We start from the raw sequence: 25,644 nt of genomic DNA, 5'->3' as shown, positions 1-25,644 counted from the left end.
TTTGAGGTAATTTTATGAGTTTTACAGTAATTATTCCTGCTAGATATGCTTCCAGCCGTTTACCGGGAAAACCACTTGCTGATATCCATGGCAAACCGATGATAATTCGAGTGATGGAGCAAGCGCAAAAGTCATCAGCTAGTCGAGTCATCATTGCTACTGATAACCAACAAGTTTCTGATGTAGTGAAAAGCTATGGTGGTGAGGTCATTTTAACGAGTGATAAGCATAACTCAGGAACTGAACGTTTAGCTGAAGTCATTAATACTTTTCAACTGGCTGATGATGAAGTCATTGTAAACGTCCAAGGCGATGAACCATTAATTCCACCGATTATTATTGATCAAGTAGCTGATAATTTAGTGAAATACAAAACAGGAATGGCAACGTTAGCTGTGCCGATTGATTCCGTTGAAGAAGCATTTAATCCAGGTGCTGTAAAAGTGGTTATGGATAAAGATGGTTATGCACTCTATTTTTCACGTGCGACTATTCCGTGGGAGCGTGATCGTTTTGCTAAATTGAGTGAACAAAATAAACTAGATTCGATTGGTGATTTTTACCTACGTCATATTGGTATTTATGCATATCGTGCGGGTTTTATTCGTCAATATATTCAATGGGCACCTTCTGCTTTAGAACAGATAGAAATGTTAGAACAATTAAGAGTTCTTTGGTATGGTGAGAAAATACATGTAGCGGTGGCCAAACAAGCTCCGGCTATTGGGGTTGATACCCAAGAGGACTTAGACAAAGTTAGAGCATTATATCAGGAATAAAATATGGCAAATTTTACTGGCTTTACTCAAGAAGGGTTAAATTTTTTACAAGATGCTTGGATTAACAATAGTAGAGTTTGGTTTGAAGAGCATAGATCAATTTATGACAATGATTTGATCAAACCTTTTCGATTATTGGTTGAGCAACTAACACCAACCATGCTTAAAATTGATGAATGGTTTGAAACGCGTCCAGCTATAGGTAAAACAATTTCACGAATTCATCGTGATACGCGATTCTCTAAAGATAAGTCATTATACCGTAGTCGTTTATGGTTGACGTTTAAACGCCCTAATCGTGATTGGAAAGAAGCTCCAGCCTATTTTTTTGAAATTGGTCCAGATAGCTATAGATATGGTTTAGGTTATTATTGTGCTTCAAAATCTACTATGGATATCTTTAGAGAAGAAATACTAAATGACCCCTCTAAATTTTTGGCGGTAATTAATTGTGTTAAAAAACCATTTGAATTAGTAGGGGAAATGTATAAAAGACCATTAATCAAAGATCAAGATGAAAAATTATCGACATGGTACAATCGAAAGAACATTGCTGTAATGGTAACCAATAATCATATTGAAGATGTTCTAAATGGTGATTTACCGAATAAACTTGCTAAAGGTTTTAAACAACTTTTACCTCTATATGATTATTTGATGCGAGTAGAAATGATAAAAAATATCCCAAATCTATAGTTAATCAATAAGATAAAAAAATTGTAATAAAAAAATAGCCTTTTTCAAATATTTGGGAAGTTTAATATTAATTCTTTAACGCCATTTATAATAAATTGTGTACCAACACAGACCAGTAAAAAGCCCATTATTCTTGATGTGGCTTCTATACCACTTTTACCCATAAAGCGCATTATGCTACCAGCACTACGCATACAGAACCATAAAATAATACATAATAATAAAGGGACAAGTATTGATGAAGTATAAACAACCCAAGTCGATACATTATATCCACCACTTTTTACAGTGGAAGCCATACTGATTATCATAGCAATTGTTCCCGGTCCAGCAGTACTTGGCATTGCAAGTGGAACAAAAGCGATATTATTGGAAACTTCTTTCTTTTTTGCATCTGCTTCTAATGTTTTATGCGAGGGTTGTTGAGGAAAAAGCATTCTAAAACCGATAATGCCAACAATCATACCACCAGCGATTCGTAAACCAGGGATAGATATACCGAATGTGCTCATGACCAATTGTCCACAATAAAATGAAACAATCATGATGATGAAAACATAAATACAAGTCATTTTCGACTGGTAATTACGTTCCTCATTGGTCATATCTCCAGATAGACCTAATAGCAGTACAACGGTAGTTAACGGGTTTGTTAATGGAATAAACAGAATTAAACCAAAACCGACTGTTTGTATAAGTTCCAACATAACATCAATCTAAATCGTAATAAAAGTTCTAATTAAGTATAGATGAAATTTATAAAAAAGATACATTAACTTAGGTGAAAACTAAATAAATATTAGTGCAGTACTGTTTAGTTATGAATCTTTATTTGAAGTCTTGATTTTAAACAATGGTGCTTTTAAGTTTTGTGCTAATATAACGCCGATAAATGACATACCGCCACCAATTAAATGGTAACTACACAGTGTTTCATGCAAAAATAGTATTGAAATTATTGCAGTGATAACCGGTGTTAAATTTAAGAAAAGGGCGGTTTTATTTGTACCTAATTTTTTTATAGCTATAATCCAAACAAATGGTGCAATAATTGAAGCCGGTATACCTGCATAAATAACAAGCCAAACATTGTCAGAATTTACAGTTAAATTGTTACTCATTAAAAAGCCTGGCAATAACATTAATGTACCAAACAAAATTTGAACATAGACTGAGTGCCAATTTGTGATTTTCATTGTCCATTTTTTGGTTAATACTCCATAAAGCGCATAAGACAGGGCAGCCATTAACATTAAAATTTCACCTTGACCAATCCCAAGTTCGAGAAGCCTAGTTGGCTCACCACCACTAATCAGCCAGATTAATCCAATAAAAGATAAAATACTGCCAATTAGTACCCCTTGAGTTGGTGGTGTTTTTAAAATGAATATGCTTAATAGGATAGTTAACAAAGGAATAATAGACATAATGATCCCCATCGTTAACACACTAATTGTTGCCGCTGCATAATAAGCAAGGCATTGATATAAAGCCATACCTAATAAACTAAGCACCATTAATTTAAGAGCTTGAGGAAAGATTTGCGGTAAGTTCTTAATAATTCCTCTTAGAAAAAATGGGGTTAATAGAATAAGTGCTAAAAACCAACGGTAGAAAGAGATAACCTCAGGTTCAATTGCGCCGACAGATAATTTATTGACAACTTGATTGCCAGCCCAAATAAATACTGCCATCAATGGGTATAAATAAGCCATATATTTCTTATGTAAACAATAGTAAAAGTTATTCGATGTAGTTTAACTTGTCTTAATTTATAAATATCACTAGAATCAGACAAAAAGAGCTATTATAAGACAATATTTATATTATTTAATTACCATGAATTTAATTTTTTAAACTAATTTGAATGATAAGGAATCTAAAAGATTTATGTTTCTTCATGATGAAGCATTTAATGCAGAGACTGAATATTCTTCCCATCAGCATAATTGGGGGCAAATTATATGTGTTAAGTCAGGTATTTTTGTCTTGAAAGTTCAAGGGCATAGATATTTGGCTCCTTCAGGATTTGCATTATGGATTCCGCCATATACCGAACACGCATGTTACAACAAAGAATTAACATGGTTTCGTACAATTAATATAACTAATTGCCAAATTATGCCTGATTACACTTGTTTGTTTGGTTTAAATAAAATCAGCCATGCTATTATTGATTCATTCTTTGAGCGAAATATTCTGGAGCCAGAAAGTGAACAGGATCTTCGTTTAGGACAAGTGTTAATCGATCAGCTCTTAATAGAATCTAACCTCACATTCTATTTGCCAAGTTCGAACGATAAATATTTAGCTCCTATTTTAAAAGAGTTAGAATTAGACCCAGCTAATAATAAGACTCTAGAACAGTGGGCTCAAACAGTATTTACAACCGAACGAACCCTTGCAAGACGTTGCCAACAAAAATTAGGTATGTCATTTAGAATGTGGCGTCAACGGTTACGATTTTTGTATAGTATCTCGCTTTTAGAACAAGATAAATCGATTCAAGATATCGCATTTTCTGTTGGTTATAGTTCAGTATCCGCTTTTATTACTATGTTTAAAAATATCGCAGGAGTTACACCTGATCTTTACCGTTCTAATACAGGTTTTAAGAAAAGTTAAATACAATAAATTGTTATTATTTGATAAAAGCATGTATGAATATGCATTGAACAAAGGCGTAATTTATACGCCTAGGTAATATAGAATTGAATAAATAACCATTAAAATGGAATATCGTCATCGAAGTCCATTGGTGGTTCAGGCATAGTTGGTTGACTAGCTGCTGGTTCATTTGCTGTTGAAGAACGAGGTGTACTAGGAGCAGACGAAGTATTATTAGCACTTTGTCCCCAGTTTTGTGAGCCATCATTAAAACTATCACCAGATCGAGAGCCTAAAATCTGTAATGTGCCACCTACAGCATTTATCACTACTTCAGTAGTATAACGATCATTACCCGCTTGGTCTTGCCATTTACGTGTTTGTAATTGTCCTTCTAAGTAAACTTGAGTACCTTTTTTGACATATTCGCCAGCAATTTCAGCTAATTTACCAAATACAACAACGCGATGCCATTCGGTACGATCTCTGTTTTCACCAGTTTGTTTATCTTTCCAAGATTCTGATGTGGCAACACTAAAATTTGCGACAGCGTTACCGTTTGGCATGTAACGAATTTCTGGATCCTGACCTAAATTACCTACTAAAATGACTTTATTAATACCTCGGTTTGCCATTATACACTCCTAACAATTACATAAATATCTGATATGTATTATTGTATCATGAGACTTAATTAACATCACCGAATTTAATTTAAATTTGGAATTAAGTATCCAAAATTTTAAAATACAGAAAGATTCGCTTTATCATAGGAATTTTTTACTATAACGAGTATAATGCCTGCCATTTGTAGATGTTATATCTTAAATATTTTTCTCTTGGAGGCCTTATGATTAATGCGTTTGGATTAAAAAACAAACAATTAGTAAAAATTAATGAAGGCGATATTAAAAATGCGATCTGGATTGACTTAATTGAACCAGAAGAAGCTGATCGTGAAGTGATTTTGACTAATTTAGGCCAAAATCTAGCGACAAGTATTGAACTTGATGATATTGAGGCATCAGCCCGTTTTTTCGAAGATAATGAAGGACTACATGTTCACTCGTTCTTCTTTTATGAAGATGCGGAAGACCGAGCCGGTAACTCAACAGTTGCATTTACGGTACACAATGGTCGCTTGTTTACATTACGTGAACGTGATTTACCAGCTTTCCGTCTGTACCGAATGCGTTCACGTTATCAAGGCATGAATGATGGTAATCCATACGAAGTGTTATTGGATTTATTTGAAGTTAAAGTTGAGCAATTAGCTGATCAGATTGAAAATATTTATAGTGAGCTTGAAGAGTTAAGCTTAATTATTATGGATCGCTCAGCTCAAGAACATTATGATGAGGCTATTACATCTTTAGCAGAACTAGAAGATACTGCGTGGAAAGTACGGCTTTGTTTGATGGATAGTCAACGTGCGGTTAACTATTTAGTGCGCCGAGCAAAGATGCCTACAGATCAGTTAGAGCAAGCACGAGAGGTAATACGAGATATTGAATCATTGGTACCTCATAATGAATCTTTGTTCCAAAAAGTAAACTTTTTGATGCAAGCGGCTACCAGTTTTATCAATATTGAGCAAAGCCGAATAATTAAAATTTTCTCAGTTGTTTCGGTTGTATTCCTACCCCCAACTGTGGTTGCATCGGCTTATGGAATGAACTTTGAAAACATGCCTGAATTGAAGTGGGAATATGGCTATCCTTTATCCTTATTATTGATGTTGCTAGCAGGTGTTGCCCCTTACATTTACTTTAAAGTTAAAAAGTGGTTATAGTTGGTTATTTCCTCCAAATTTCAAATATTAGCCGCTAATATTTTATTAGCGGCAATAATTCCATTAGTGAATTCAGTTAAAGCAATCTAGTTAAATCAATCTAAATAGTCCATAATATTACTCATTATGTTATAGCATTAATTGAATTGATTAAATTAATGGTTATCTAGAAAGATTTTATTTTTAAAAGGGAATCACATGAGTAAATATGCACTAGTTACTGATATTGGTGGAACCAATGCCCGATTTGCACTTTATAATTTAGATAGTAATGAATTATCAGCGATAACTAAAATCCTCATTTCAAAAGATGATGTATTGCTTAATCTGATTAAGACTTATTTAGCATCACAATCTGTAACTATTGAGATGGCTTGTATTGCTATAGCATGTCCAATTAATGATGGTGATTTAATTGAAATGACGAATAATAATTTGTCATTTTCTCGCTCTGAACTGATTAGAGAATTGAGTTTAACTAAGCTTGAAGTTATCAATGATTTTACTGCAGTGTCGTATTCCATCCCTCGATTATCATCAAATGATGTAGTAAAAGTTGGTGGTGGTGAAGCTAATCTTAATTGTCCAATAGCAATCTATGGTGCAGGAACGGGCTTAGGCGTTTCACATTTAATCAAATTAAACGAACATTGGCTTAGTTTATCCGGTGAAGGTGGGCACACTGAATTACCAATGATTAATGAAGAAGAAGATCGAATTTTACAACAGTTACGTAACAAATTTGGTCGGGTGTCTTCAGAAAGATTTCTATCTGGTAATGGTATTGTTAATATTTATCAAGCATTGTTACAAATCAATAATCAACCGATTGAAGATATCACGCCAGATATAATCGTTAATAAAGCATTGTCTAATAGTTGTCCGCTCTGCTTAGCAACTTTAAATTATTTCTGTACTTTTATGGGACGATTTGGTGGCAATTTGGCTTTAACTCTTAATACCCAAGGCGGTGTGTATATTGCGGGTGGCATTGTTCCCCGATTCATCGAATTTTTTAAATCATCGCCATTTAGAGAAGCATTTGAACACAAAGGTCGTATGTCTTTTTTAGTTAAAAAAATTCCTGTTTATGTCATAACGCATAAAGATCCGGGATTATTTGGCGCTGGTGTTTATTTACAAAATAGCCTGAAATAATTGAGAGGTAAGATGTAATTTTATGATGTGGTGTTATATCTATAGAAGTAGCAAAAAAGAAAACTGTTATTTATATATGGAACGTGAAAATGATTTTTCACATATACCGGAAAAGATAATGTCAATTTTTGGTGCGCCTGTCTTTGTTATGAAAGTATTGCTTGATGGTAAAAGGCGTTTTGTTGTTGGAACAGCAAATGAAATTGAAGAAAAGATCAACGAGGATGGATTTTTTTTACAAATGTTAAATGAAGATGATTTTAAAGTATGATTGAACCTTTTTGGGAACATAAAACCTTAGATCAGATGAGTGATGATGAATGGGAACAACTTTGTGATGGATGTGGCCAGTGCTGTCTAAATAAATTAATGGACGAAGATACTGACGAAATCCTATATACTAATGTTGCCTGTAATTTGCTTGATTCAAATACTTGTCAATGTAAGCATTATCATACCCGTTTTGATTATGAGCCTGATTGTATAAAATTAACACGGGAAAATTTACTGACTATTGAATGGTTACCAGAAACTTGTACTTACCGTTATTTTTCCGAAACAGGAGTATTACCAGAATGGCATCCGCTGATTGTCGGTAATAAAAAATTAATGCATAAGTTAAAAATATCAGTTAAAAATAGAATTGTTTATGAAAAGGATGTTATTTTTTGGGAAGATCATATTATTTAAAAGAGAGCATAGGCTCTCTTTTATTTTTTAGAATGCTAGCCACAAATTACCGAGAAAATCGATTGCTAATAAATTCAAAAACATCAATATAAACACAACAACCATAAATGAAAGATCAATCATGCCAATTGGTGGAATAATCCGGCGAATTGGCGCAACTAATGGTTCTGTCAATTGAGCAAGTAATTCATCTGCGACTGATTGACCACGACTAACCCAACTTAAGATAGCTCTAAAGAATAATAACCAAAATAATAAATGACCAAAAGCATGCACCATGGCAGCTAAAGCAAATAAAAGATAATAAGGGCTCCAAATCGGTGCATCTATGCCCTCGAAACGATAAATAAACATAACTTTAAGTAATGCAAACAGATAAAAAATGAGCCAAGTTGCTGTATCAATACGTCCGATAGATGGCATTAATTTACGTAATGGACCAATTATCGGTTGGGTAATACGCACAATAAATTGGGTAAATGGGTTATAAAAGTTGACTCTTGCCTGTTGCATCCACAATCGTAGAATAACAACGTATAAGCAAATAGTTAAAACAGCTCTTCCTAAGAAGATTAACGATATCATTGATTACTCCTAAAAAATAACTTGCTCAGCAATATATCATACATATTGTCTGGCACCAAAAATTGCACTGCCAATACGAGCCATTGTACTTCCAGCCTCAATAGCAGCGTGCATATCACCAGACATCCCCATAGATAATGTATCTAAAAATGGATAATCAGTTTTTAAAGAACCCAAAAGCTGATTCATTTGTTTAAACACAGCAAATTGTTTCGCAAAATCATTTTCAATTTCAGGGATAGCCATTAAACCACGTAATCTTAAATTAGGTAATGTAATAATTTGTTTTATCAAATCAGCTACCTCATCTATTGCAACGCCGGATTTGGTCTGTTCATTGCTAATATTTACCTGAATAAGGACATTTAATTTGTCCATATTTGTTGGGCGTTGTGAATCAAGGCGTTGGGCAATTTTGAAACGATTAATGGTATGCATCCAATCAAAATTTTCAGCCACTAATTTAGTTTTGTTCGATTGTAATGGGCCGATAAAATGCCAGACAACAGGGATATCAGGCATACAATGTTTAAAGTGTGTAATCTTCTCAACACCTTCTTGAACATAATTTTCCCCAAATGATAATTGACCAGCATTTATCGCTTGTGAGATTAATTCTACAGGTTTGGTTTTACTAACTGCAATAAGTTCGATTGACTTGGGATCTCTATCGCAATCTAAAGCAATTTTGTTAATTTTGTTTTTAATTGTTATTAAATTGTCATGTACTGTGTTCATGTGAATTCCCAATAAAAGAATGGTTAATTAAAAATAATGTTAAATTCAATGTTGACCTTTAGTGTAACGCAAAAAGCCTCTGATTTGCATCTTTCTAGTGGTGAAGCTCCGTGCATTCGCATTAATGGAAAATTGAAATTTATCTCAAGTGATAAATTATCACCAATTAAGCTAAAAATTGAGTTATTAAATCTACTTGATGATGAGCAAAAAGTAACTTTACAACAACATCAGCAGATTGATTTTGCTTATTATCTTGAGAATGTGGGAAGATTTAGGGTAAACATTTTCTATCAACAACGAGGAATTTCAGCTGCATTTAGAATTATTAACCAACAAATCCCAACTTTATGTGAAATTGAGGCACCAGAAATATTGAAAAAACTGGTAAATGTAGAATCAGGAATTATTTTAGTTACTGGTGCAACTGGTAGTGGGAAATCAACAACATTAGCGTCTTTAATTCAATATATTAATCAAGTTGCAGCTAAACATATTATTACATTAGAAGATCCTATTGAGTTTATTTATCAAAATGAAAAGTCTCTAATCCAGCAAAGAGAAATTTCACATTTTGGTGAAGCTATTGATAGCTTATTAAGACAAGATCCGGATATTATTATGTTAGGTGAATTACGTAATAAAATCACTATTCAAGCCGCATTAACTGCTGCCGAAACTGGGCATTTAGTTTTTGCTACTCTACATACTAATTCAGCAATTCAAACGATTAATCGAATAATTGATGTATTTGAATACGGATCACGTGAGTTAATTCGAACACAATTGTCTAGTAGTTTACAAGCAATTATCTGTCAAAAACTAATCTCATATAATGATACTCGTAAAGCGATATTTGAAGTACTTATCAATACACCAGCAGTGAGTAATTTAATTAGTGAAGGAAAAATAAAGCAAATATTGTCGTTAATGCAGACTGGTCAAAAAAGTGGAATGAAAGTGATGAGTGAAGAAAAATAATAACTTTAAGAATCTTAAAAAAAATTAACAAATTGAGTTTGCCAGATTTTGCAAATTTAATTATAATTTAAGACTTGATTATATTATGAAAATTTGATCAAGTCGTAAAATTAACATTATGACAAAGGACTGAAAATATGTTAAAATACAGTTGTTTAGAGGCCAGCCAGCCAGCCAGCCAGCCAGCCAGCCAGCCAGCCAGCCAGCCAGCCAGCCAGCCAGCCAGCCAGCCAGCCAGCCAGCCAGCCAGCCATTAATGATCCGTCATCGAATTTAGTTTCTTGTTCTTTTTATAGAATTCTAATCGAATTCCTGCAATTTTTACAAAAAAAGATAGTTCCAAAATTTAATAATTGTTTATTTTCTATATTTAATTCTAGCATCTGTTTTTTATTATCTAGCTTATTAAGCAACAAAATTTATACATTTTGTTTTACATTTCAAAAAAGAACTATTAATAAGCGAAAATTTTTAATTGTGTTATTTATTGTATTATCTTTTAGTTCATTAACTATAGATGCTGTATTTGCTTTGACTTCTCACACTGTTAATGTGGTACATGGTAGTAGCCCTTATATTAGTTTTGATGGAGGGGATACCGCTACGGATTCTGTCTTGCCATTAATATCAATAACATTACCAGAGAATAAGGTAATAAATTCTGCAGAAGATAGATCAACACCATCAAATCCTATATTTATAGATAAAGTTTCTCCAATATTCAGCGATATTAATACTTATTTGCCCCATGATAAATACCCATCAGTGGGGTTGTCTAATGTAATATTCACCAATAATTTTTGGGCGGATAATGATGGAGATGAATTGAATATTATTACTGGCAATTTAAATGTGAAATGGCAGAACTCATTAGGTGAGGATATAACTGAGTTTGTTAAATCAAACCCAAATAGTGATTTAGATGCTTGTAAATCTCCTTATAAATTAACAATTACTGTAGATGATGGAATTTTAGTTACTAATTATGGTATTCCTAATCAAGGTACTTTTATCGGAGGTAGCCATAGTTATTATATTTCTACAAATTCACCAAAAGCATGTTATGCAAAACCAAGTATTTTAAATGGTACAGGAGTTTTTTTAGGTCCTCCTGAACAATGGGATGAAAATAAAGGTTTCAAACGACAAAATATTGGAATTCCTGATAGCAATTTTCCGACTACAGGTTCACATGGTTTAGATTTTGAACTATTACTTGAGGGAGTAACTTCTCAACAAGTGATATTAGTTAATGGTACAACTATTTCGCCGATATCAGGAAATGGCGTTTCTTTATTATTAACACCTAAAAGTAATAATGTACTAAATATTAAATTACTTGGCCCTAATCATAAATCGGCATCTAAAATATTTTCACCATCATTATTTAAAATTTATGCCGATAATGCAAAAAAACAGCTATTGTATAGTTTTAATCTATCTCGTTGGTATATCGCTAATTCTGAAGGACCAAGAGAAAAAGGGGATGTCAATACAACCTTTGAGACTGCTAAAATTTATTGTCAGCAGTTAGGCGCCTATCGATTGCCTAGTGTTCGAGATTATAGCAATGGTAATAGTGCAGACTGGCATGAAGGGATACCTAACTTTAATCATTTTGAATATCAACGACGCATTAGTTATAAAAATACTCAATCACAATGGGTTGGTGGCATTTTTAACGAATGGGGGATGACTTATACTGATGAAGGTGAATATATAGATAGTGATTGGCTTTATTGGCATGGCTATTGGAGTAGTGATGTATATGTTGATGGAAATCCATATTATGTCGATCCAAGTGATTTAGGTGGCGGTAGTGGTATTGTTCATACCTATCCTGCTACTTATACAAATGTCAGAGTTGCATGTGTAAATGCATATTAGTATAGCAATTAGTAAGCTTGTAGTGCGTAGCACACCAAGCGTTGAATTTAGTAACAAATGCATAACGAACCTTATTGTGCATAGCACGGTAAGGTTCGTCATGTCATCTACTTAAAAAATATACAGTGAAAATAATGAGTAATGAATATTGAAGATAAAATTAAATTAACAGAACAATCTTTAGCAATATACTTTATCAAGGATAGTGGGCTATTTTGTCGAATGTATAATCAGTCAGCGTATATAGTGACCCATTTACTAAAGCATAAACTAAAATTACAAGTCAAACAAATTAAAAAAATGAATAACCAATTTATTATTAGTTGTGGGCTTCCAATAGATAGCGTTTTAAACCGTTTTCCTGATGTAAAAAAGACTGACTGGGGATATATTTTATCGAAAAAGTTTGATATGAGTTGTTATCAAGACTGGCGTTTATATCATATTCATCAGGCAAAAGCTAAAATGGTAAAAGATAGCCAATATTCTCAATATGAGAACGTATATAATAATCAAAAAATCAATAGGATAGAGTTATTAAGTGAAAACTTTAGATTAACATCGGAACAAATAGTATATTTATTAAAGCGAAAAGAGGGTAAGTATCCAACCAATTTTGATCATAACTTTTTATCGGAGCTAGCATTAAATATTAGATCATTTTCTCAAAAACATTTATCGGGTAAAACTAAATAGCAAACTTTGAGTATTTATTGAAAAATGTACTATAATTATCCAACTGACTTTTTTGATAGAGGTGTAAATAAATGGAACAGCGTATAGGTTTTATCGGTATAGGTAATATGGGGAATGCTATTTTACAGGGTATTTTGGTAAGTAATATTGTACCTGGCACGCAAATTTATGTTTATGATCCTCACCTTGAAAAAGGCCAAGCATTAAATCAGTCTTATTCAATTAATAACTTGACTTCGGCAAGGGATGTGGCACGAGAATCTGATATTGTGTTTGTAGCCGTCAAACCCAACATTATTGCTGATGTATTAAGTGATATTCAAAAAGAATTAAAAAAGAATACTATTGTTATCTCCATTGCTGCTGGTGTAACAATTAAAACTATAGCGAAATGTGTTGGTTATGAGCAAAAAATAGTGAGAGTAATGCCAAATACTCCAGCATTAGTCAATGCCGCAATGTGTTCAATAACACCTAATACCGAAGTTACAGATGAAGAATTAGCTGTTGTGCAGAAATTATTAAATTGTATCGGTGAAACAGAAGTCGTACCTGAGTATTTAATTGATGCCGTAGTGGGAGCGAGTGGTTCCTCACCAGCTTTCGTATTTATGTTTATTGAAGCGCTTGCCGATGGAGCGGTAAAAGGTGGTTTATCTAGAAAACAAGCGTATAAATTTGCCGCGCAGGCGGTATTGGGCTCGGCAAAATTGCTACTTGAAACAGGTAAGCATCCTGGTGAGTTAAAGGATATGGTTTGTTCACCCGCCGGTACGACAATTGAAGGTGTACAAATGCTAGAGGCAAAAGGGTTTAGATCTGCCATAATTGAGGCTGTAGATGCTGCTATTAAAAAATCTAAAGAATTAGCAGAAAAATAAAAAAATTAACATGATTAATAACAATTGGTTACTAATCATGTTAAGAATATTTGCAAATTAATAAAAACATTGCTTGTATTGATCATCTTTTTATGAGTTAATAGTCACCAGCATATTACATGCAGATTTATTTTGTAACATTTAGATTTATGCAGTTTGTAGTTTACTTTAATCACGTTTGTATTAGTTTTCTTCAGTCTTGTCTTCTCTTTGTTAATAAGTAGTCTAGGTTTTATGTTTTTAAGTATTGCCTTTTATGGTAGAGATTAATTTATTTATAGGAAGATTATTATGTCTAAAAAAACTGGTCAAGTTAAATGGTTCAATGAAAGTAAAGGTTTCGGTTTTATTTCTCCTTCAGACGGAAGTAAAGATGTGTTTGTTCACTTCTCTGCAATTTCTGGTGATGGTTTTAAAACTCTAGGCGAAGGTCAACAAGTAGAATTTTCTATCCAAGATAGTGCTCGTGGTCCAGCTGCTGCAGATGTTACAATCATCTAACTGATTGTTTAATCTTACCAGTAATATTTTTACTGGTAAGATTCTCTTCTACTATAGAACTTGCCTTATTCCATTCTTTATTCTCAGATTATCCCTAGAACATAAATAAAATTTTATTTTTATAAAATTATTAATTTAGAAATAAAAATTCTAAAAAAATAAGTCCTATTTTTGACTTTGTTTCGTTTCTCTTCGCTCTGTATGGATGAATTAATTGAAAATTGTAAAACTTATTTTGATAAAGTGTATAGTATCTGATGATAAAGTTAATTACCGACAAATGGCTTTGAATAAGCTAAATTTAGAATCAGTTAAACAATGTATTTCGACGAAGTTAGTTGAGAGTCAAGAAGAAGGTTATTAGCAATTAGAAGAAACATTGCAACTATTGGAAGCTATTAGCAAAAAAATTTAAAATTATTTATTACGATAACGAAATTCCCATGGCGCTATCGGACGTTTATCTTTCCATAACCCTTTTTTATTTTGTTTGGCTTTTGACTCAAGTTTCAGCATATTGTTATTATTGACGATGCCTTTATAGCGATAAGCCCACGCAAAACCATTTGCTACCATTTTGGCGTTAATATTGATTTGTTCTAGGTATATGGTTCCTAATGTACGTTGATAGATATCTTTATTACTTTCTTGAACAAAAACATTTTTTCCGGCAATTAATGAGGCTAAGTATTTTCTTGAAGCCTTACCATATGCTTGTTGGCTTTCTGGTGCATCAATATCAAGCAAACGAACGCGAATTTTTTGTTTTTTCGGGGTGAGTATATCTACAGTATCACCATCAATAACTTTAATCACTTTACCATTGAAATCAGCGTGAACTTGGCTAATTACAGTTAAGAATAATGCAATTGAGAGTAAAAATTTGCGAAGAAAATACATTATAGGCCAGCTTTAGAATAGCAAATAAAAAAATACTCCCTGCTAATATTCAGTCAATCACTGACACTAAACAAGGAGTTCTATTTTCAGAAATTAAAATTCAGAAGTATCTTTGAATAATCCAACTTTAAGATCAGTTGCTTCGTAAATTAATTTACCATCAACATAAACTTCGCCATCACCGATACCCATAATTAATTTACGGTTAATAACGCGTTTAAAATTAATTTTATAAGTAACTTTTTTATTATGAGGTAATATTTGGCCTTTTAATTTTAATTCACCAACACCAAGTGCTCGCCCTTTACCTTTACCACCGATCCAGCCTAGATAAAATCCAACTAATTGCCATAATGCATCAAGGCCAAGACAACCAGGCATTACTGGATCATTTTTGAAATGACATTTAAAAAACCATAAATCAGGGTTAATATCTAATTCAGCTTCAACATAGCCTTTACCAAAACTACCACCGTCTTCGTTCATTTCGATGACACGATCCATCATTAGCATTAAATCAGAAGGTAATGGCGGTCCATCATGACCAAATAATTCACTATTGCCTGATTTAATCAAATCTGCTTTATCATACGAAGATTTACGTTCAAATGTCATAAAAAAACCTTTTATTTTGTTGTCATTACCTGATTGCTTATAAAAGCATTATTTAATATAAAACAAATAACTATTATAAGCTGTAAAGTTTTACTTTATTATCTTTTTGATTCCATCAATGGAATTTTGGTCTCAGTTTATTGTGTATTGTTACTTTTTGCAATTTTTTTCCAGCGACCAAGCCAACCATCGTGTTTTCTCTCTTGAACTAACATTGATTGCATACGCGCATGAATCAATTTATAAAGACTAATTTTGTTTTCATCTTTAAAAGGAATGCCGGTTAATAAATAGAGTGCATCTGCGACATTTTCGACAGCCCAAATTGAAAATTTACCATTATTAATGGCATCAATAACTTCATCACTTAGACTCAAATGACGTTGATTACTAGCTGGAATGATTACACCCTGTTGACCAGTTAAACCTTGATGCTGACAAACAGCAAAAAAGCCTTCGATTTTTTCATTTACGCCACCAATTGATTGAACATGCCCAAATTGATCAACCGATCCTGTGACAGCTAATTGTTGATCGATAGGTTGATTAGACAGTGCACTAATAAGGGCGCAAAGACCAGCAAGCGAGGCGCTATCGCCATCAATCTCACTATATGATTGTTCAAACACCAAAGATGTAGAAAATGGCAGTTGATGATTAATTGCAAACTCCGACATAACAAATGCTTGCATAATCATCATTCCTTTAGAATGAATATTACCTGCAAGATCGGTTTTACGTTCAATATCAATCAATTCACCGTCACCAAAATGAACTAAACAGCTTAAACGTGTTGGTTCGCCAATGGCTTTAGGATAGCCCGGGTACTCGATAACCGATAATCCATTAATCTGGCCAACCACTTGCGACTTAGTATCAATCATGATTTGATTGGTAAAGAACTCATCATGGAATCGCTCGGTTAAATAATTTTCTCGCCATGCTTTCTGTTCTAAAGCTTTGCTGACCGCTAATTCATCAATATTCTCATTTTGTACAAAATAAGATGAATTTAGTAATAGTGATTGAATCCACTCAATGCTGAGCGGTAGGTAATATTGATCACCGGTATATCTTGTTGCATGCTTGTAAATTTTAGCAAAAGCTGTTTTTTCAATTGTTGATAATGCTAGTTTGCGACTAATAAATTGTAAATAATTCATCCAATCATTGATTTGGGCAGATTCAGTTATTTTTAATTCACTTTCAAATTCAGCATAAATAGATGATGAATAAAATTCAGGTTCAAATTCCTGTAATTCTGCTAAAGATAATCTATCACCAACTAAGATGATTCGTAGATCTAACGGCATGGCAGGAATCGATAATGGTAATGGGTGCGAATCATCTGCTGAAAACCATTCAAAGGTTTGCGACATAACCATTTGTTTTAATTTAGTCCAAACAATTGGTTGAGCAAGCAGAGAACGTAAGCCTAAAATTAAAACACCACCATTAGCTTGGTGAACTAATCCCGCTTGTAATTTAATTGGACTGTTTTCTGGTTGGCGAACACAACCAAAAAGTTTTTCAATATCAACTACTGTTGCTGTTAAACAATTATCTTGAACAGCAAAATTATCTTGTTTACTTTTCGCTTGCGTTAATGTGATTTTATTTTCACTAAAATAATAACTATAACCTAGCGTTGTAGTAGTTAAACTTGCTTTAACCGATTGTTTAAGGAGATCAAAAAAAAGTTCGCTTTCAGAAGCTTTTAGTAGCATAAAACGCGAGCGATAATGTGTATTATTATTTTTACACAATAGTGACACAGCAGCGGCAACGCGAGGTTGCCATGATAGTACATTTGTTAATCCATCACTGAATAAATCTGTTTTAATATCGTTATTAGTTAAAATGTAATTTATATCAGGTTGGACTTCTTGAGAGTTGAGTTGTTTGATTGCCAAAGTATTGTCTTTTCTATTAGCTATATTATTAAATTAAATTATAACAAGTATCGATTATAACGCCAACAAATAACCAATCCCTTTGTGCTAACAAATAAAAAAATTACAGAAAGATTTTTAAAAATCAGTTAAACTGTTGGGTAAATTTAGTTTAGTTTTTCTTGATTACTACCACTAACAACAATTAAATATGCTCAAACTCAAAAATAATCATATCAAAGATGATCAAACCTCGCAGATAGTCAGTTGGGGGCATTGGTTTACCCTATTTAATATTTTTGTTGTTATTGTACTTGGTAGTCAATATTTGTTAATTGCTGATTGGCCTCGAACTTTTATGGGGCGTTTTTATGCAATCATTAGTGCTATAGGTCATTTTAGTTTTCTCACCTTTATAGCCTATTTGATTTTGTTGTTTCCATTAAGTTTTTTTATTCACTCTTCGCGTTGGCAACGAATTATTGCTACTGTGATCGCCACAATAGGTATTAGTTTACTTCTGATTGATATTGAAGTGTTTTCTCATTTCAGAATGCACCTTAATCTATCTATATGGCAATTATTTACTTCGGACAAAACGTCTTTTTTAAATAGTGCTTTTATTCTTATTCCTTTTATTCTTTTAATTGAGATATTATTTGCCATATGGAGTTGGAAAAAACTACGTAGCTTAAGTAAACGGAAACGTTATGCTAGACCTGTAGTTATTGGTTTTATTCTTTGTTTTGTTTCATCGCATTTAATTCATATTTGGGCCGATGCTAATTTCTATCGCCCAATTACTATGCAACGTTCTAGTTTACCGCTCTCTTATCCATTAACTGCTCGCCACTTTCTGGAGCGTTATGGATTTATTGCCGAAAATGATTACCGAAATAGAACTATTCAGGAAGGTAATCCATTTGCAATTGCTATTGAATATCCACTCGCTCGAATTAGTTTTGATGAACAACAAAATAAGAAAAATGTTTTAATAATCAACATTGATGGTTGGAATAATCAATTATTGGCGAACAATATGCCTTGGCTTAAGGAATTTGCTAATCAGAATACTAATTTTACTAATCATTATGCTACTAGTAGTCAGGCTTATTTAAATAATTTCTCACTATTTTATGGATTAGATCCTAATTACTATAATAGTATCCTTGCCGGTCATAAGACATCGGTTTTATTCGATACAGTAACAAAACAGCATTATAACATCGGTTTATTCTCTGCTGACGGTTTTTCTGAACCACTTTACCGTTATGCGTTATTGTCTAATTTCTCAATTCCTAATGGTAAAAAACAAACTAATAAACTTACCACTGATTATTGGATGGCATGGCATGACGAACAAAATAAACTTGAGAATCATGCGCCTTTATTTTCTGTCATTCAATATTCTTTTGCGACTAAAAATAAAAAAATACCAATGGTTGAATTAGAAGCAGAAGCTAAAAAACTCGATCAATATTTAGAATCTTTGATTGCTTATTTAAAATTATCTAATGCATATGAGAACACGATAATAATCATTACTGGTTCAAATGATCTAAAAATAGATGAAGCCAAAAAATTAGTACAACGTAATACTGAAAATAGCTTTAATCGTGAGGAATTAAAAGTACCATTGATTATTTCATGGCCAGGAAGGGAAATAAAACAAATTAGTACTATTACCTCACAAACCGATATCTTAAGAACATTAATGCAAGATGCATTTAAAGTTACCACCCCAGCGCAGCAGTACAGTCAGGGGCGAAATTTATTTAATGAGTCTACTCGGGAATGGATTTTAGCAGGCAGTGAAAATCAAATTGCTGCGCTTTATGATTATAAAACAGTGGTAATTGATGCATATGGACGGTCTAAAATTTATGATTTAAATGGTAAGCAATTGAAAGACGAAAAAATTAGCTTACCAATCTTCTTACAAATTGTTACTGAAAATCGCCGTTTTATTGTTGTCGATAATTAAATACTAAATTAATAGGAGGTGATATTTATTTCACCTCTTTTCCCATTGCTTGTAAATCGGCATGATAAGAAGAACGGACAAACGGCCCACAAGCAGCGTGGGTGAATCCCATTGCTAAAGCAGTCTGTTTTAATTCTTCAAATTCTTGAGGTGATACATAACGTTCAACTGGTAAATGATATTTACTTGGTTGTAGATACTGACCTAAAGTTAACATAGTTACGCCATTACTGCGTAAATCTTTTAATACTTGAATGAGTTCTTCATTTGTTTCACCTAATCCAACCATTAAACCTGATTTAGTCGGAATTTTTGGATGTTTTTCTTTAAAAGAAGCAAGTAATTTTAATGATCCCTCATAATTAGCACCGGGGCGAATTTTTTTGTATAAGCGTGGAATGTTTTCTAAATTATGGTTAAACACATCTGGTGGATTTTCGCTTAAAACCTCTACTGCTTCATCAATACAACCTCGGAAATCAGGTGTTAATGTTTCAACTTTGATATTCGGGCTTAATGCGCGAATTTCTTGAGTACAAGCTGCAAAATGGCTAGCTCCTCCATCTTTTAAATCGTCTCGGTCAACAGATGTGATGACTACATAACGTAATTTCATCTCTTGAATAGTTAAGGCTAGTTTGCTCGGTTCTTCACGATCAGGTGGTAATGGACGGCCATGTGCAACATCACAGAAAGGACAACGGCGAGTACAAATATCGCCTAATATCATAAAAGTTGCTGTACCGTGATTAAAGCATTCAGCCAAATTTGGGCAAGATGCTTCTTCACACACAGAATGTAATCCATGCTTACGCATAGTGTTTTTAATATGGGCAATATTATCGTTATGAGCAGATAATTTAATTCTCATCCAATCAGGTTTTTTTAATGGAGCGATATCCTCAACTGTAATGGTTGGAATGAGACGCGTTTTATCAGCGTCACGATATTTGGAACTGCGGATTTGATTTTCAGTATTTTGCATATTTAATATCTTAGTTGTTTGGTAACTGATTAATAAAATTATCAGTTAATAACTGGTTAATCTCTTGACGATCAATTTGTGCAATATAATGCTTCATGTGAGTCATTTTTAAACCTGCATAGCCACACGGATTAATATAATTAAACGGTGTTAAATCCATATCAATATTAAGTGCTAAACCATGTAATGTACAACCATGCTTAATATGTAATCCTAGTGAGCAGATTTTTTGTTGATTGATATAGACGCCAGGTGCATCCGATTTTGAATAAGCGGTAATGTCATAGTGCTGTAAAGTTTGAATAACACTATTTTCTAAATAACTAACCACATCTCGTATACCTATTTTACGTCTTTTTAAATCAAACAAAATATACATAATTTGTTGGCCAGGGCCATGATAGGTAATTTGACCGCCACGATCAGTTTGCACCACTTGAATGTCAGTAGTGGTCAGTAAATGTTCAGGTTTACCTACTTTACCTTGAGTGAAAACCGGTAAATGCTCAACAAGCCAGATTTCATCTAAGGTTTGCGCATCACGCAGTTTAGTAAAATCGTGCATAGCTTGATAAGTTTTTAGATAAGGCAACATACCTAATTGTTTAATAACAACGTCTTTATTTGGCATATCCAACACTGGTTAAGTTGTAATTTATCAATAAATTTACATCTATATAGCAGATTTTGCTATAACTTGACAACCATCACTCATTCAATGTATAACTCATAACACAAGATTCTTACTATACCCACAAATTAAATTTGATTTTTATCAAATAATTATCATTTTTATCAAATTAATAATTGAAATAGTTGATTAATTTAATAGGAATTAACATTCTTTTATAACCGTCAGTTTACTTTACTTTTTTTAGGAAGATGGCAGACTTATAGCAATAAAGCATCCGTAATGCAAAGTTGGAGCTTATAGAGTTAGTTATGACGTCTGTTATAGCTAAGGATAGCAAAAACTGCATTTTTTAAAACAAAAAAGAGGTTTTTATATGTCGGACATGCAAGTGAATGATATTGATCCAGTAGAAACGCAAGATTGGCTTAAAAGTTTAGAGTCAATTATTCGTGAAGAAGGCGTAGAACGAGCGCAATATATTATTGAACAAATTGTAAATAAAGCCAGAGATGGTGGAGTTCCTTTACTATTTGGTTCATCAACTAGTAACTATATTAATACTATTCCTGTCGATGAACAACCAGCCTATCCAGGTGATTGGGAAATTGAAAGACGTATTCGTTCTATTGTCCGCTGGAATGCAATGATGATGGTTCTTCGCGCTTCTAAAAAAGATTTAGAACTGGGTGGTCACATGGCATCATTCCAATCTGCAGCGACATTTTATGAAGTCTGTTTTAACCATTTTTTCCGTGCTCGTAATGAAAAAGATGGTGGTGACTTAATTTATTTCCAAGGTCATATCTCTCCAGGTGTTTATTCTCGTGCATTTATTGAAGGCCGACTAACTGAAGAACAATTAGATAATTTCCGTCAAGAAGTACATGGAAAAGGATTATCATCTTATCCTCATCCTAAATTAATGCCTGAATTTTGGCAATTCCCAACTGTTTCAATGGGGTTAGGTCCAGTTAGCGCTATTTACCAAGCTCGCTTTTTAAAATATCTGAATCATCGTGGATTGAAAGATACTACTGAACAAACTGTTTATGCATTTTTAGGTGATGGCGAGATGGATGAACCAGAATCAAAAGGTGCAATCACAATTGCTACACGTGAAAAATTGGATAACTTAGTATTTGTAATTAACTGTAATTTACAACGCTTAGATGGCCCAGTTACAGGTAACGGCAAAATTGTTAATGAATTAGAAGGCGTATTTGCTGGAGCTGGTTGGAATGTAATTAAAGTGCTTTGGGGTGATCGCTGGGATAAATTATTACAAAAAGATAAATCAGGAAAATTAATTCGCTTAATGAATGAAACACTTGATGGTGATTACCAAACCTTTAAATCTAAAGATGGTGCTTATGTTCGTGAGCATTTCTTTGGTAAATACCCAGAAACTGCAGAATTAGTAAAAGATATGTCTGATGAAGAAATTTTCAGACTTAATCGTGGTGGTCAAGATCCAGAAAAAATGTTTGCTGCATTTGCTAGAGCAAAAGAAACCAAAGATCGTCCAACAGTGATTTTAGCACATACTATTAAAGGTTATGGTATGGGTGCAGCAGCAGAAGCTAAGAATATTGCGCACCAAGTGAAAAAAATGAATATGGACGGTGTTCGCCATGTTCGTGATTTCTTCAATATTCCAGTTACAGATGATGCACTTGAAAAATTACCTTACATTAAATTTGAAGAACATACTCCTGAATACAAATATATTCATGAACGTCGTCAAGCCTTACACGGTTATGTGCCGTCAAGATTGACTAAATTCTCAGGAACTGTATCAATTCCTTCTTTAACTGAATTTGCACCATTACTTGAAGCGCAATCGAAAGAAATTTCAACCACAATTGCCTTTGTACGAGCACTTAACATTATGTTAAAAGATAAAGAATTAGCGCCTCGTTTAGTGCCGATTCTTGCTGACGAAGCTCGTACCTTTGGGATGGAAGGTTTATTCCGTCAGATAGGAATTTATAATCCACATGGTCAACAATATACTCCGCAAGATAAAGAACAAGTTGCTTACTATCGTGAAGATGAAAAAGGCCAAATCTTGCAAGAAGGTATTAATGAATGTGGTGCAACAGCATCGTGGTTAGCAGCTGCAACTTCTTATAGTACTAATGATTTACCAATGATTCCTTTCTACATTTATTACTCTATGTTTGGTTTCCAACGTATTGGTGATTTAATGTGGGCGGCAGGCGATCAACAAGCTCGCGGCTTTATGATCGGTGGTACTTCTGGTCGTACTACATTAAATGGTGAAGGATTACAACATCAAGATGGTCATAGTCATATTCAAGCGTTAACTATCCCTAACTGTGTATCTTATGATCCAGCTTATGCATATGAAGTTGCTGTTATTATGCAAGATGGTTTACGTCGCATGTATGGTGAACAAGAAAATGTTTACTATTATATTACTACACTTAATGAAAACTATGCTCAACCTGCAATGCCAGAAGGGGCTGAAGAGGGTATCCGTCGTGGTATTTATAAATTAGATACTGTTGAAGGACAACAAGGTAAACCTACTGTTCAATTATTAGGCTCTGGTTCAATATTACGCCATGTTCGTGAAGCTGCAGATATCCTAGCTAAAAATTACGGTATTAGCTCAGAAGTGTATAGTGTAACTTCGTTCACCGAATTAGCTAGAGATGGTCAAGATTGTGAACGTTACAATATGTTACATCCGAGTGAACCAGAGAAAGTACCTTATGTTGCTCAAATAATGAATAATAATCCAGCAGTTGTTTCAACTGATTATATGAAAATTTATGCAGAACAAATTCGTGGATTTGTACCGGCAGAAAGCTACAGAGTATTAGGTACGGATGGATTCGGTCGCAGTGACAGTCGAGAAAATTTACGTCATCATTTTGAAGTCGATGCATCTTATGTTGTGATTGCAGCATTAGGAGAACTAGCTAAACGTGGTGATATTCAAACAAGTGTTGTTGAAGACGCGATTAAAAAGTTCGACATCAATGCTGATAAGCTCAATCCACGTAATGCATAAGAGGTAAAAAATAATGACTATTGAAATAAAATTACCCGATATCGGAAGTGATGAAGTTGAAGTAACAGAGATTTTAGTTAAAGTTGGCGACAAAGTTGAAGCTGATCAATCGTTATTAACGGTTGAGGGCGATAAAGCCTCAATGGAAATTCCTGCTCCACAAGCAGGAATTGTAAAATCAATCATTGTTAAAATCGGCGATAAAGTTACCACTGGTGTAAGTATTATGGAATTTGATGACAGCGGAACAGAGGCTGCAGCAGATAAACAACAAACGGCCGCATTAGTTGCTGCACCATCAGCCCCAAGTGCAAGCCAAGTGGTTGATGTTAACGTACCTGATATTGGTGGTGATGAAGTTGAGGTCACTGAAATTTTAGTTAAAGTTGGTGATTCAGTTTCCGTTGATGATTCACTTATAACAGTAGAAGGCGATAAAGCCTCAATGGAAGTGCCTGCTACTATTGCTGGTGTTGTGAAAAGCATTTCAGTAAAAATTGGTGATAAAGTTAAAACTGGCTCAAAAATTATGGAATTTGAGACAGTTGCTAGCAGTGCACCAGTAAAAACTGATGTTGCACCTGTGGCAGCAGAAAAACCAGCTATTGCAACTCCAGTTGCGAATACTAACAATAATTCTGCTGCGCCAGCCGCATCAGCAAATACCAATGAATTTGTAGAGAATGATGCTTATGCACATGCAACTCCTTCTGTTCGTCGTTTAGCTCGTGAGTTTGGTGTTAACCTTGCTAAGGTACAACCTACTGGCCCTAAACATCGCATTTTACGTGAAGATATTCAAGCTTACGTAAAAAATGCTGTAAAACAGATAGAAAATGGTGGTACCGGTGGTGCATTACCTGGTTTATTACCGTGGCCTAAAGTTGATTTTAGTAAATTTGGTGAAGTTGAATCATTACCATTAACTAAAATTCAAAAAGTATCTGGTGCAAACTTACATCGTAATTGGGTAATGATTCCACATGTTACTGAGTTTGATGAAACAGATATCACTGAATTAGAAGCTTTCCGTAAACACCAAAATGCCGAAGCTGAAAAGAAAAAACTGGATCTGAAAATTACGCCACTAGTGTTTATTATGAAAGCAGTAGCCAGCGCTTTAACCGCTTATCCTCGTTTTAATAGTTCATTGTCTGAAGATGCACAAACTCTTATCATCAAAAAATACATTAATATCGGTGTAGCCGTTGATACGCCTAATGGTTTAGTTGTGCCGGTATTTAAAGATGTGAATAAAAAAGGCATTATTGAACTTTCTCGTGAACTTGCAGAAATTTCCAAAAAAGCTCGTGATGGCAAACTAACCGGTAGTGATATGCAAGGTGGTTGTTTCACCATTTCTAGCCTAGGTGGTATCGGAACGACTTCATTTACACCAATTGTAAATGCACCTGAAGTAGGTATTTTAGGTGTATCTCGTTCAAGTATGAAACCAGTTTGGAATGGTAAAGAATTTACACCACGCCTAATGTTACCTTTATCATTATCATTCGATCACCGAGTAATTGATGGGGCTGATGGTGCACGCTTCTTAAGCCATATTGTTAATGTTTTATCCGACTTACGTCGATTAGTGATGTAG

Annotated in this window: 25 protein-coding genes; 15 read left to right on the top strand and 10 right to left on the bottom strand. The window is 33.7% G+C overall.

All coding sequences use genetic code 11. The features are described 5' to 3' along the window. Positions 1-14: 14 nt before the first annotated feature. Together kdsB and AC5LWZ_RS08930 are read left to right on the top strand one after the other, a co-directional pair. Positions 15-779: a 3-deoxy-manno-octulosonate cytidylyltransferase gene (gene kdsB / locus AC5LWZ_RS08935; RefSeq protein WP_493463519.1), complete on the top strand. Its 765-nt coding sequence runs from the start codon at positions 15-17 to the stop codon at positions 777-779. A 3-nt stretch (positions 780-782) separates the two neighbouring features. Continuing rightward, positions 783-1,475 (top strand): DUF2461 domain-containing protein, encoded by a 693-nt coding sequence (locus tag AC5LWZ_RS08930; RefSeq protein ID WP_110447545.1) that lies wholly within the window; start codon positions 783-785, stop codon positions 1,473-1,475. Between the two features lie 44 nt (positions 1,476-1,519). Here AC5LWZ_RS08930 and AC5LWZ_RS08925 read toward each other — a convergent pair whose 3' ends face one another. Continuing rightward, entirely contained in the window at positions 1,520-2,182 is a 663-nt protein-coding gene (locus AC5LWZ_RS08925) for a MarC family NAAT transporter (RefSeq protein WP_133052222.1), read from the bottom strand. 111 nt (positions 2,183-2,293) lie between these two features. After that, positions 2,294-3,190, bottom strand: a complete 897-nt coding sequence (locus AC5LWZ_RS08920; RefSeq protein WP_493463518.1) for a DMT family transporter — start codon at positions 3,188-3,190, stop codon at positions 2,294-2,296. Between the two features lie 175 nt (positions 3,191-3,365). On the opposite strand from AC5LWZ_RS08920, the gene AC5LWZ_RS08915 reads away from it, so the two are divergent. Continuing rightward, positions 3,366-4,100, top strand: coding sequence for a helix-turn-helix domain-containing protein (locus AC5LWZ_RS08915; protein ID WP_294883217.1), 735 nt, complete (start codon positions 3,366-3,368; stop codon positions 4,098-4,100). A gap of 101 nt (positions 4,101-4,201) precedes the next feature. Here AC5LWZ_RS08915 and AC5LWZ_RS08910 read toward each other — a convergent pair whose 3' ends face one another. After that, entirely contained in the window at positions 4,202-4,717 is a 516-nt protein-coding gene (locus AC5LWZ_RS08910) for a single-stranded DNA-binding protein (RefSeq protein WP_110447548.1), read from the bottom strand. Between the two features lie 215 nt (positions 4,718-4,932). Here AC5LWZ_RS08910 and corA point away from each other — a divergent pair, with 215 nt between their 5' ends. The 4 genes from corA (at position 4,933) to AC5LWZ_RS08890 (ending at position 7,722) form a co-directional block, all read left to right on the top strand. Continuing rightward, complete coding sequence (corA, locus tag AC5LWZ_RS08905) at positions 4,933-5,874, top strand: magnesium/cobalt transporter CorA (RefSeq protein WP_110447549.1); 942 nt, start codon at positions 4,933-4,935, stop codon at positions 5,872-5,874. 198 nt (positions 5,875-6,072) lie between these two features. Next, complete coding sequence (locus tag AC5LWZ_RS08900; RefSeq protein WP_493463517.1) at positions 6,073-7,032, top strand: glucokinase; 960 nt, start codon at positions 6,073-6,075, stop codon at positions 7,030-7,032. A 22-nt stretch (positions 7,033-7,054) separates the two neighbouring features. Beyond that, positions 7,055-7,303: a YcgL domain-containing protein gene (locus AC5LWZ_RS08895; RefSeq protein ID WP_493463516.1), complete on the top strand. Its 249-nt coding sequence runs from the start codon at positions 7,055-7,057 to the stop codon at positions 7,301-7,303. Beyond that, complete coding sequence (locus tag AC5LWZ_RS08890) at positions 7,300-7,722, top strand: YcgN family cysteine cluster protein (protein WP_086363791.1); 423 nt, start codon at positions 7,300-7,302, stop codon at positions 7,720-7,722. Before AC5LWZ_RS08895 ends, AC5LWZ_RS08890 begins: the two co-directional genes overlap by 4 nt. 27 nt (positions 7,723-7,749) lie before the next feature. Here AC5LWZ_RS08890 and AC5LWZ_RS08885 read toward each other — a convergent pair whose 3' ends face one another. Both AC5LWZ_RS08885 and AC5LWZ_RS08880 read right to left on the bottom strand, forming a co-directional pair. Beyond that, positions 7,750-8,307 (bottom strand): YggT family protein, encoded by a 558-nt coding sequence (locus AC5LWZ_RS08885; protein WP_198220561.1) that lies wholly within the window; start codon positions 8,305-8,307, stop codon positions 7,750-7,752. Positions 8,308-8,343: 36 nt separating this feature from the next. Then, complete coding sequence (locus tag AC5LWZ_RS08880; protein ID WP_493463515.1) at positions 8,344-9,045, bottom strand: YggS family pyridoxal phosphate-dependent enzyme; 702 nt, start codon at positions 9,043-9,045, stop codon at positions 8,344-8,346. A 36-nt stretch (positions 9,046-9,081) separates the two neighbouring features. On the opposite strand from AC5LWZ_RS08880, the gene AC5LWZ_RS08875 reads away from it, so the two are divergent. The 5 genes from AC5LWZ_RS08875 (at position 9,082) to cspE (ending at position 13,991) form a co-directional block, all read left to right on the top strand. After that, entirely contained in the window at positions 9,082-10,026 is a 945-nt protein-coding gene (locus tag AC5LWZ_RS08875; RefSeq protein WP_493463514.1) for a type IV pilus twitching motility protein PilT, read from the top strand. A 477-nt stretch (positions 10,027-10,503) separates the two neighbouring features. Beyond that, positions 10,504-11,913, top strand: a complete 1,410-nt coding sequence (locus tag AC5LWZ_RS08870; protein ID WP_493463513.1) for a hypothetical protein — start codon at positions 10,504-10,506, stop codon at positions 11,911-11,913. A 141-nt stretch (positions 11,914-12,054) separates the two neighbouring features. Next, positions 12,055-12,609 (top strand): hypothetical protein, encoded by a 555-nt coding sequence (locus AC5LWZ_RS08865; RefSeq protein WP_493463512.1) that lies wholly within the window; start codon positions 12,055-12,057, stop codon positions 12,607-12,609. 71 nt (positions 12,610-12,680) lie between these two features. Next, positions 12,681-13,490, top strand: coding sequence for a pyrroline-5-carboxylate reductase (proC, locus tag AC5LWZ_RS08860; protein ID WP_110447556.1), 810 nt, complete (start codon positions 12,681-12,683; stop codon positions 13,488-13,490). Positions 13,491-13,781: 291 nt separating this feature from the next. Beyond that, the gene (cspE, locus tag AC5LWZ_RS08855) at positions 13,782-13,991 is read left to right on the top strand and encodes a transcription antiterminator/RNA stability regulator CspE (protein ID WP_065579252.1); all 210 of its coding nucleotides are present in this window, start codon (positions 13,782-13,784) and stop codon (positions 13,989-13,991) included. 417 nt (positions 13,992-14,408) lie between these two features. Here cspE and AC5LWZ_RS08850 read toward each other — a convergent pair whose 3' ends face one another. From AC5LWZ_RS08850 to AC5LWZ_RS08840, 3 genes are all read right to left on the bottom strand, one after another. Beyond that, on the bottom strand, positions 14,409-14,891 hold the full coding sequence (locus tag AC5LWZ_RS08850) for a thermonuclease family protein (protein ID WP_198200336.1): 483 nt from the start codon (positions 14,889-14,891) through the stop codon (positions 14,409-14,411). 93 nt (positions 14,892-14,984) lie between these two features. Further along, positions 14,985-15,506, bottom strand: coding sequence for a bifunctional 3-hydroxydecanoyl-ACP dehydratase/trans-2-decenoyl-ACP isomerase (gene fabA, locus AC5LWZ_RS08845; protein WP_065579250.1), 522 nt, complete (start codon positions 15,504-15,506; stop codon positions 14,985-14,987). Positions 15,507-15,643: 137 nt separating this feature from the next. Further along, the gene (locus tag AC5LWZ_RS08840; protein WP_493463511.1) at positions 15,644-17,419 is read right to left on the bottom strand and encodes an AAA family ATPase; all 1,776 of its coding nucleotides are present in this window, start codon (positions 17,417-17,419) and stop codon (positions 15,644-15,646) included. A gap of 190 nt (positions 17,420-17,609) precedes the next feature. Between AC5LWZ_RS08840 and AC5LWZ_RS08835 the strand changes: the two genes are divergently transcribed. Next, positions 17,610-19,382 (top strand): DUF3413 domain-containing protein, encoded by a 1,773-nt coding sequence (locus tag AC5LWZ_RS08835; protein WP_493463510.1) that lies wholly within the window; start codon positions 17,610-17,612, stop codon positions 19,380-19,382. A 25-nt stretch (positions 19,383-19,407) separates the two neighbouring features. Here AC5LWZ_RS08835 and lipA read toward each other — a convergent pair whose 3' ends face one another. After that, positions 19,408-20,367: a lipoyl synthase gene (gene lipA / locus AC5LWZ_RS08830; RefSeq protein ID WP_110447560.1), complete on the bottom strand. Its 960-nt coding sequence runs from the start codon at positions 20,365-20,367 to the stop codon at positions 19,408-19,410. Between the two features lie 10 nt (positions 20,368-20,377). Further along, positions 20,378-20,998 (bottom strand): lipoyl(octanoyl) transferase LipB, encoded by a 621-nt coding sequence (lipB, locus tag AC5LWZ_RS08825; RefSeq protein ID WP_110447561.1) that lies wholly within the window; start codon positions 20,996-20,998, stop codon positions 20,378-20,380. A 376-nt stretch (positions 20,999-21,374) separates the two neighbouring features. Between lipB and aceE the strand changes: the two genes are divergently transcribed. Next, positions 21,375-24,041, top strand: coding sequence for a pyruvate dehydrogenase (acetyl-transferring), homodimeric type (gene aceE, locus AC5LWZ_RS08820; RefSeq protein ID WP_086363801.1), 2,667 nt, complete (start codon positions 21,375-21,377; stop codon positions 24,039-24,041). Positions 24,042-24,054: 13 nt separating this feature from the next. Then, on the top strand, positions 24,055-25,644 hold the full coding sequence (aceF, locus tag AC5LWZ_RS08815) for a pyruvate dehydrogenase complex dihydrolipoyllysine-residue acetyltransferase (RefSeq protein ID WP_493463509.1): 1,590 nt from the start codon (positions 24,055-24,057) through the stop codon (positions 25,642-25,644).

The sequence above is a fragment of the Gilliamella sp. LMG 34362 genome (genome assembly GCF_984569125.1).
The sequence above is the reverse complement of the archived record's forward strand: the minus strand, read 5'-3'. Positions and strand labels throughout refer to the sequence as shown.